The sequence below is a fragment of the Limimaricola sp. G21655-S1 genome, from assembly GCF_027213785.1.
In the GTDB taxonomy this organism is placed as follows: domain Bacteria; phylum Pseudomonadota; class Alphaproteobacteria; order Rhodobacterales; family Rhodobacteraceae; genus Limimaricola.
Map to the genome: position 1 here is coordinate 65,817 of NZ_JAPWGO010000020.1, position 8,327 is coordinate 74,143.

An 8,327-nucleotide genomic window follows, 5' to 3' on the forward strand; every position below is an offset into this window, starting at 1 on the left:
CGCGGGCGTTATACCCCCCCACCCCCGCCACCACCCCCCCCCCCCCCGGGGGGCGCCCCCCCCCCCCCCGGGCGCCCCCCCCCCCCCCCCGCCCCCCCTTCGACCACGCATGGACCTGCCGCGATGACCCTGCCTTCGCTTGCCCGCTACCTGCCGATCCTCGACTGGGGCCGCCGCTACGACCGGGGACAGTTCACCGGCGACGCGGTGGCGGCGGTGATCGTGACGATCATGCTGATTCCGCAATCGCTGGCCTACGCGCTGCTCGCAGGCATGCCGCCCGAGGCCGGGATCTACGCCTCGATCGCGCCGATCCTGCTCTACGCGATCTTCGGCACCTCGCGCGCGCTGGCGGTGGGCCCGGTCGCGGTCGTGTCGCTGATGACGGCCGCCGCGGTGGGCAACATCGCCGAGAGCGGCACCGCCGGTTACGTCGCCGCCGCGCTGACGCTGGCCTTCCTGTCGGGCGCGATGTTGCTGGCGCTGGGGCTGTTTCGGCTCGGGTTTCTGGCGAACTTCCTGTCGCATCCGGTGATCGCGGGCTTCATCACCGCATCGGGCATCCTGATCGCGGCGAGCCAGCTCAAGCACATCCTCGGTATCAAGGCCGAGGGTCACACGCTGATCGAGATCGTCTCCAGCCTGCTCGCGCATCTGGGCGAGACCAATTTCATCACTCTGGCGATCGGCGCGGCGGCCACCGCCTTCCTCTTCTGGGTACGCGGCGGGCTGAAGCCGCTGCTGCGCCGGATCGGCCTCGGCCCGCGCATGGCCGATATCGGCGCCAAGACCGGCCCCGTCCTGGCCATCGTCGCCACGACGCTGGCGGTCTGGCTGTTCGATCTGGGCGAACGCGGTGTCGCCATCGTCGGCGAGGTGCCCCAAAGTCTGCCCCCGCTTACCCTGCCCTCCTTCTCCCCCGCGCTGATCTCCCAGCTCTTCGTCCCGGCACTGCTGATCTCGATTATCGGTTTCGTGGAGTCGATCTCGGTCGCGCAGACGCTGGCCGCCAAGAAACGCCAGCGCATCGACCCCGATCAGGAGCTGATCGGTCTTGGCGCCGCCAATATGGGCGCGGCCTTCTCGGGTGGCTTTCCGGTTACGGGCGGCTTCTCGCGCTCGGTCGTGAACTACGATGCGGGCGCCGAGACCCCCGCCGCGGGCGCTTTCACCGCGCTGGGCCTCGCGCTCGCGGCGCTGTTCCTGACACCGCTCATCCATTTCCTACCCAAGGCAACGCTGGCCGCCACCATCATCGTGGCCGTGCTGAGCCTCGTCGATTTCTCGATCCTGAAACGCGCCTGGGCTTTCAGCCGCGCCGATTTCGCCGCCGTCTCAGCTACGATCCTGCTGACGCTGGTGTTCGGTGTCGAGGTCGGCGTCACCGCGGGCGTGGTCACCTCGATCCTCGTGCATCTCTACAAGACCTCGCGGCCGCACATGGCGGTGGTCGGCCGGGTGCCCGGCACCGAGCATTTCCGAAACGTGCTGCGCCACGAGGTCGAGACCCAGCCGCACGTGCTGACGCTGCGGGTCGACGAGAGCCTCTATTTCCCCAATGCCCGCTACCTCGAGGATCAGCTCTCGGCCTATGCCGCCGACAAGCCCGAGCTCACCGACGTGGTGCTGATGTTCCCGGCGGTGAACGAGATCGACCTCTCGGCTCTGGAATCGCTCGAAGCGATTAACACCCGGCTGCACGACGCGGGCATCCGGCTGCATCTGAGCGAGGTGAAAGGCCCGGTGATGGACCGGCTCAAGCGCAGCCACTTCCTCGACGAGCTGACCGGCGAGGTGTTCCTCAGCCAGCACGAGGCGGCGTGCAAGCTGGCCGAGGCCGGGCCCAAAGCCCCACGGCCCGTCCGCCAGAGCGCCTAGTTCGGCCTCAGCACCGAACCGATCAATCTGCCACCCAAGTAGCGATTGGAACTCAGGCCATGCCAGAATTGGGATACAGGAACACCTGCGTCTCCAGCGGCACCTTTTCATAGAGCTCGATGATTTGGTCGTTCACCAGCCGGGCGCAGCCGTTCGAGACGGCGGTCCCAATGGTGGAGGGCGCGTTGGTGCCGTGGATGCGCAGGAAAGTGTCGTACCCGTCCTTGAACAGGTAGAGCGCCCGGGCGCCCAGCGGGTTGTCGATCCCGCCCGGCATGCCGTCGGCCCATTTACCGTAGACCTCCGGCTCGCGTTCGAGCATGCCGGGGGTCGGGGTCCAGCTCGGCCATTCCTTCTTCGCCTGGATCAGGAAGGTCCCCGCCTCGTAGAGATCGTCGCGGCCCACCCCGACCGCGTAGCGCAGCGCCCGCGCGTCCGGCAGCGTCCAGTAGAGCGCGAACTCGTCGGGCATGACGTGGATTTGCCCGGCCGGGATGCCGTCCGCGATGGCCACCTCGCGGGGCGGGATCACCGCGGCCTGCGCCGCGCCCTCATGCGCCGGCGCCCGGCCGGCGGGCAGCGCGGCACCCGCGAAAGCAGCGGCCGTTCCCTTGAGAAAACCTCGTCTCAACATGCGTCACCTCGTCTATTTCGTCCCCGCGTCGGCGGTTGCCGCGCATGGGACTTGATGATGACGGCCCCGCGCTGGCGCCGGTCGGTCCGGGGGCCAGGCGGGGTACGTCCATGCCGTGTCGAATGCATCGGGCTTAAGGCAGCCTTACGAGCGTGTGGCAGTGTCGCGTCCTTCCGACGCCCTGCCACCTTCGTGAACGGGTCCGGCACAGGGCAGCACAATCTGCACGGCCTCGCCCCCACCCGTCCGCGGCGCGAACCGAAGCTGTCCTCCAAGCCGCTCGACCGCCACCTGTGCGATCGCCAGGCCCAGCCCGCTGCCACCCGCGGGCGCGCCCGCGCCGCGAAAGCACCGCTCGGTCACGCGGGTTCTCTCGGCCTCCGGAATGCCGGGCCCATGGTCGAGCACGGACAGCGTGATCCGCGCGTCCCGTGCCACGCCCTGGACCATGACCTCGCTGCCCGAGGGACTCGCCAGCACGGCGTTCTCGACGATATTGCGCAGCGCCACGGCAGGCAGCACCGGGTCGGGGATTCGGCAGAACAGCCCCGGCGCCATCTCCAGCCCGAGCTGCACACTCCGCTCGGCAGCCAGCCTTTGCATGTCCTGCGCCAGATCGGACACCAGGCGCGTCATGTCGACGACCTCGCCACCGCCCTCCGGAGCGCTATCGACAGCGGCAAGCTCGAGAAGCTTCCGCACCATCCGGTCAGTGCGGGCCACCCCGGCCTCGATCCGCGCCAGCGCCTGTCGCCGCGTCGCCTCGTCCGGGGCCATCGCCGCGATTTGCGCCTGCGTCTTGATGCCCGCCAGCGGGGTCTTCAGCTCGTGCGCGGCAAATGCGGTGAAGCTCTTCTCCCGCTCGCGCGCGGCGGCGACGCGGGCGAACAGCCCGTCGAGCGCCGCCCCCATGGGCCGGATCTCGCGTGGCAGCGGACCAGCAGCCACCGGGCCGAGATCATCGGCCGCTCGCGCGCTCAGCGCCCGTGCCATCCGGTCGAGCGGTGCGAGACCGCGTCCGACGCTGATCCAGATCAGCGCCGCCAGCACCGGCAGGATCGCCAGCGCCGGTAGCAGCAGCCCGCGCACCACGTCCGTCACCAACCGCTCGCGCACGGTAAGCCGGTCGCCGACCATCACCCGCAGGCCCAGATCCTCGTTTATCAAGTGTCCGTCGTCAGATGATCTGGGACACGATGGCCTAATGTTGACCGGAGGGTCTGGCTCGTTCGGGTTTCGGTTCATGCCGCCGTCCGGCGATGCATCGAGCGGCGCTTTTCGATGGTCCTGGCTTTGATCTCCTTTCGTCGATTGAGGATGGTTTCGGCCCTTCCGAGATAGACGTCGGCAGGGGCGAGGTTGCCGAGGCTCTCATGGTAGCGGTGATGGTTGTAGTGGTCGACGAACGCCGCCACGGCCGCCTCGAGCGCTCCGGGCAGGTAGTAGTTTTCGAGCAGGATGCGGTTCTTCAGGGTCTGGTGCCAGCGTTCGCTCTTGCCTTGGGTCTGGGGATGGTTCGGGGCGCCGCGAACATGGTCCATGCCCTTGTCACCGAGCCAACCGGCCAGTTCGCCGGAGATGTAGCTGCTGCCATTGTCGCTGAGCAGCCGGGGCCGGTGGGCGACGGTGGCCCGATCGCAGCCCGAGGCGACCAAGGCATCTTCCAGCGTCGCGGTCACATCCGACGCCTTCATCGTCGTGCAGAACCGCCAGGCGACGACGTAGCGACTGTAATCATCGAGGATGGTCGAGAGGTAGAACCAGCCCCAGCCGACGACCTTCAGATAGGTGAAGTCGGTCTGCCAGAGCTGGTTGGGCCGGGTCGTCTTCTCGTGGAACTCGTCTGCCGCCTTGATCACCACGAAGGCCGGGCTGGTGATCAGGTCGTGGGCCTTCAGAACCCTGTAAACGCTGGCCTCGGACACGAAGTAGCGCCGGGTGTCGGTGAAGCGGGCGGCGAGTTCCCGGGGTGACAGCTCGGGCTGCTCCAGGGCCAGATCGACGATCTGCGTGCGCACCTTGTCGGGAATCCGGTTCCAGACCCGGGTCGGTCGCGAGGGTCGGTCCTCGAGCCCGCTCGCCATTGTGCTCGAACCAATGGCGCATCAATGGCTCGCCACCCAGCGACAGGTAGCGATCATACCAGCGGTAAAAGCTCGTGCGCGGCACGCCGATCATGTCGAGGGTCCGTTTCGCCGGCAGGTGTGAGCGTTCCACCTGCCGGATGATCTCGAGCTTCTCGGAAGCGGGATATCTCATGCCCCGTCTCCCCCATCCCCGAGCATGCTTTTTTTGAGCAGGCGGTTCTCCAGGGTAAGATCGACCACCGCCTCCTTCAGCGCCGAGGCCTCGTGCCGCAGCTCCTTGACCTCGGGGCTGGTGGCCTGGCGGGCCGTGTCGCCCGCGAGCCGCTTCTTGCCGGCCTCGAGGAACTCCTTCGACCAGCTGTAATAGAGGCTCGTGGCGATCCCCTCGCGCCGGCAGAGTTCCGCAATGCTTTCCTCGCCGCGCAGCCCATCCAGGACGATGCGGATCTTCTCCTCGGCCGAATGGTGCTTCCGCGTGCGCCGACGGATGTCTTTCACCAGCGTCTCCGTCGTCGGTCTGGCTGTTCCGGGTTTCTGTCTCATCTCCACTCCTCGGTGGTTACGATGAGCCAGGAACCCTCCGTTACAAAATCAACTCAGATGTCCCAAAGGCGCTGACGGGGGACAGCGTATCGACTGCTGACATCTCCTCCTCAGTCGACAGCGGCCCCCCAGTCCTAACTGAGAAACCCAGCCCATCATCCGACTGCCGCAGGGTGTCGGACGACGATCCGACGTTGAAGCCAACAAAGAGCCTATCTTCCTCGGACACGATCCGCTCGTTCGACCAGTCAGCGACCTTGAGATCTGCACGCTTCTCAGCAGCGCGGTTCATTGCTTCGATCGCCTTGATAGCTTTGTGGACGATGTCGTCGGTGAATTTACGGTTGGTCCGCTGCTGTGCTCGTAAGTTGCGAGCCGCCGCAAGCCAAGTCTGTGCCGCGAGGCCCTTGAAGAAGGGGAACACGGCTGGGACCGTGCGCCACTTGCCGTCCAATTGCGCCTCGATGGCTCCTATGTTCTCAGGCAGCCAACGCACGGCGACGTCCCGGGCCCGACCGTGGATCACGCTTTGAGCCAGCGCATCCGAGTGATAACGAACGCCCATAACCGTAATGCCGGACTTGTCAGCCACACGGGTCATTTGCGTACCAAACACCAAGCGGCGCGCTCTCAGATCCGGCGGAGGCGCGACGCCGTACTCCGCAACAAGGCTTCTCCAGGTCTCAGCAGGGGTAGCGCCATTCAGGCCGGAGTGCGGGGTGTTATGGTAGATATCTACGACCCAGCGAACGAGCGCGAAAGAAAGCTCGTCAGATGTGAGGACCGCTCGCTCCTCCGGCTTGTGCGCCCCTCGCTCCACCGCGTTCGAGAATGTGCGACCGGTGAGACGAGGAAGGAGCCCCATGCAAGCGGTCAGGAACATTCGTTCGATCCAGCCACGAAGCCATGGCATGCCGGCAATGGCTCGCTCAATCCTAAGGGAAAGGTCGGCGCAGACCGCACGATACTCCTTCGATTTGAAAGCAGCACCGCAATCAGTGACGTACAGTTCTCCGATCCCAGCCATGTCCCAAGGTGAGAGAGCACCTACGGCATCCGCCCAAGACCCCTTGTCCTGCATCGACATCTGAAGTGTCTCAATCGCGCTGGATGCGCTGGGATTTCGCACGAGTTTCATCGCGAGGATGCAACGCGTCGTGGCACAGATCGCGACGCTGACCCACCAACGGTCCTTCGTGCCGTCGAGACCCAACAGAGCGAGGTCCTCCTCGCTATACAAATGCCCAAGCCCCGACTGCGACATTATCGAGATGAGATCGATTTTCCATTCGTCGATCTCGACGCGCTGCAACGGGCGGATCAAGTCCAGACCTCGGTCAATAGGCGTATGCCTGGCACGTGCAGCCTCAAGTCCCAGTCGCGCGATATCCGCTTGAAACGGATCGAGTTTGAGGATCGCTTGTCTAACGGTCTCACGCGACGGACACCGAAACTCCACGAGACTCGCCTCGGAACGTAGCTTGTTCTCGTCCTTAAACGCGATCTGGGTGTCCACATAGATGGTCTGCTTTGTCGGTTTCTGCGGAGAGCAATACCCCCGGACGACAGACATCATGAGGGCAAGTTCATCTGCTGACATACGAGCGGTACGATTGCCGCTCTTCTGACGGTTGCCCGCCAAGCCAGCGTAACCGTAAGCTTCGAACTGCCGGACCCACTTCAGCAGACGTCCAGGGGACGGGCATTTGGGAACCGAGGTGGGGCTACCAGCATACGAGCGCTTCCCAGGGCGGCTGGGCTTCTGAAGAAGACTGATCGCTCCAGCTTGTAGGAGGTGTTGGGCACCCACGACCCGCGCTTCTGTTCGCATCACTTGGCCATTGCGCTCGAGCTCCAGAAAGGCGTCGACATACGCCATTCTGACGTGCAGGCGCTCGGCGATCGGCCCATTGATGTCCGAGATGAACTCGCTGGAACGACCCGCTTCGCGGCAGGCGGCGGCAGGAAGAAACCTACCCCGCTCGTGTTTCAGCTCGCCGTCCGCAACCAAGCGTGAAAGCTGGTCATGGGGAAACATCTCGGCAACACCGGTCCCATCGCAACGGATAAAAAGAAGGCCCAGCTCGTTCTTGCTTATTGGCCGATACTCTATGCCCCGGACTGTCACCTTATCATGCGGCTCGAGGGCATAGCGGTTCGAAGCGGGAACGAAATGCACAGACATCAGTTGGCCCTCGGCAGATAGATCAGGGTATTCTTAGTGATGCGCTCGGCTGTACTGGGAAGCACGCGTTGTGCCGCTATTAGGCGCAGCAAGGCGCGAAATCCGCGCCCCCCAAGCCCGATCACTTGTGTCAACTGCTCAAGTGAAGCAGCTCCGAGGAGGCTTGAGACGGCTTCCTCTGCGGCCTCATCAGCCTCGATATCAATGCCCCTCACCCCGTAGAGCAGCTCGGCATTGTATAGTTCGACTGGATCCAAGTGCTGCTCGGTGATGACACGCACATCGTCGGCAAATGATGGGGCCATCTGCCCGGCGATCAGCGACATTTCGGCCAGAAAATTCTTCTTGTTCAGGCGATCATGTTCTGCCCCCAATGGAGTGCTCCGCCCACTGAGATAGATTTATCTCGTTAGGAGGAGGACGAAGCGATGGGTGGAAAGCGCGAAAAGCCCGAGGACGTCGTGCTGAAGCTGCGGCAGATCGAGGTGCTGCACGGGCAAGGCATGCCGGTCGCCGATGCGGTGCGCCAAGTCGGCATCACGCAGCAGAGCTACTACAGATGGCGCCGGCAATTGAGCTGCCCCAACTGAGTGCTCCAAGTTAATTGTTAGTGCATGGTCGGCCTCCGGTCGACGGGCACGATGCTTTCTGGTGCAGGTGGCCGATAGCCCAAGGCGCTGTGGGGCCTGACGGTGTTGTAATGCTTCCGCCATCGCTCGATCAGGATCTGTGCCTCGCGCAGCGTGTAGAAGATCTCTGCGTCGAGCAGCTCGTTGCGGAAGCGGGCGTTGAAGCTCTCGCAGTAGCCGTTTTCCCAAGGTGACCCCGGTTCGATGAAGGCGGTCTTGGCGCCCACGGCTTCGATCCAGTCTCGCACCTTCGTGGCCACGAATTCGGGGCCGTTGTCTGAGCGAATGGATTCGGGCGGCCCGCGCAGGATGAACAGGTCCGTCAAAGCGTCCACCACGTCGGTGGAGTTGAGCTTCCGATCGACGCGGAT

7 protein-coding genes and 1 pseudogene are annotated in these 8,327 nt (G+C 64.6%); 2 read left to right on the forward strand and 6 right to left on the reverse strand.

Going from position 1 to position 8,327, the window contains the following annotated elements; translation table 11 throughout:
- Nucleotides 1-123 precede the first annotated feature (123 nt).
- Complete coding sequence (locus O4G76_RS16925) at nucleotides 124-1,878, forward strand: SulP family inorganic anion transporter (RefSeq protein ID WP_269398426.1); 1,755 nt, start codon at nucleotides 124-126, stop codon at nucleotides 1,876-1,878.
- Nucleotides 1,879-1,930: 52 nt separating this feature from the next.
- Here O4G76_RS16925 and O4G76_RS16930 read toward each other — a convergent pair whose 3' ends face one another.
- The 5 genes and pseudogenes from O4G76_RS16930 to O4G76_RS16950 all read right to left on the reverse strand — a co-directional run bounded on the left by O4G76_RS16930 (nucleotide 1,931) and on the right by O4G76_RS16950 (nucleotide 7,701).
- Nucleotides 1,931-2,512, reverse strand: a complete 582-nt coding sequence (locus O4G76_RS16930) for a L,D-transpeptidase (protein ID WP_269398427.1) — start codon at nucleotides 2,510-2,512, stop codon at nucleotides 1,931-1,933.
- A 144-nt stretch (nucleotides 2,513-2,656) separates the two neighbouring features.
- Entirely contained in the window at nucleotides 2,657-3,679 is a 1,023-nt protein-coding gene (locus tag O4G76_RS16935) for an ATP-binding protein (protein ID WP_269398428.1), read from the reverse strand.
- Nucleotides 3,680-3,753: 74 nt separating this feature from the next.
- A pseudogene (locus O4G76_RS16940) lies at nucleotides 3,754-5,142 on the reverse strand (IS3 family transposase).
- 40 nt (nucleotides 5,143-5,182) lie between these two features.
- Nucleotides 5,183-7,327 carry a DDE-type integrase/transposase/recombinase gene (locus O4G76_RS16945; RefSeq protein ID WP_269398429.1) on the reverse strand — a complete coding sequence of 715 codons (2,145 nt, stop codon included), beginning with the start codon at nucleotides 7,325-7,327 and terminating at the stop codon, nucleotides 5,183-5,185.
- Nucleotides 7,327-7,701, reverse strand: a complete 375-nt coding sequence (locus O4G76_RS16950; RefSeq protein ID WP_269398430.1) for a hypothetical protein — start codon at nucleotides 7,699-7,701, stop codon at nucleotides 7,327-7,329. Before O4G76_RS16950 ends, O4G76_RS16945 begins: the two co-directional genes overlap by 1 nt.
- Nucleotides 7,702-7,755: 54 nt before the next feature.
- Between O4G76_RS16950 and O4G76_RS16955 the strand changes: the two genes are divergently transcribed.
- Nucleotides 7,756-7,917: a hypothetical protein gene (locus O4G76_RS16955; RefSeq protein WP_373568048.1), complete on the forward strand. Its 162-nt coding sequence runs from the start codon at nucleotides 7,756-7,758 to the stop codon at nucleotides 7,915-7,917.
- Between the two features lie 17 nt (nucleotides 7,918-7,934).
- Here O4G76_RS16955 and O4G76_RS16960 read toward each other — a convergent pair.
- A partial coding sequence (locus O4G76_RS16960) for an integrase core domain-containing protein (protein WP_269398431.1) occupies nucleotides 7,935-8,327 on the reverse strand: 393 nt, incomplete at its 5' end.

What these genes read in the sequence shown, in the direction of transcription:
- O4G76_RS16925 (WP_269398426.1), top strand. Translation starts at nt 124, where the DNA reads ATGACCCTGCCTTCGCTTGCCCGCTACCTGCCGATCCTCGACTGGGGC.
- O4G76_RS16930 (WP_269398427.1), bottom strand. Translation starts at nt 2,512, where the DNA reads ATGTTGAGACGAGGTTTTCTCAAGGGAACGGCCGCTGCTTTCGCGGGT.
- O4G76_RS16945 (WP_269398429.1), bottom strand. Translation starts at nt 7,327, where the DNA reads ATGTCTGTGCATTTCGTTCCCGCTTCGAACCGCTATGCCCTCGAGCCG.
- O4G76_RS16955 (WP_373568048.1), top strand. Translation starts at nt 7,756, where the DNA reads ATGGGTGGAAAGCGCGAAAAGCCCGAGGACGTCGTGCTGAAGCTGCGG.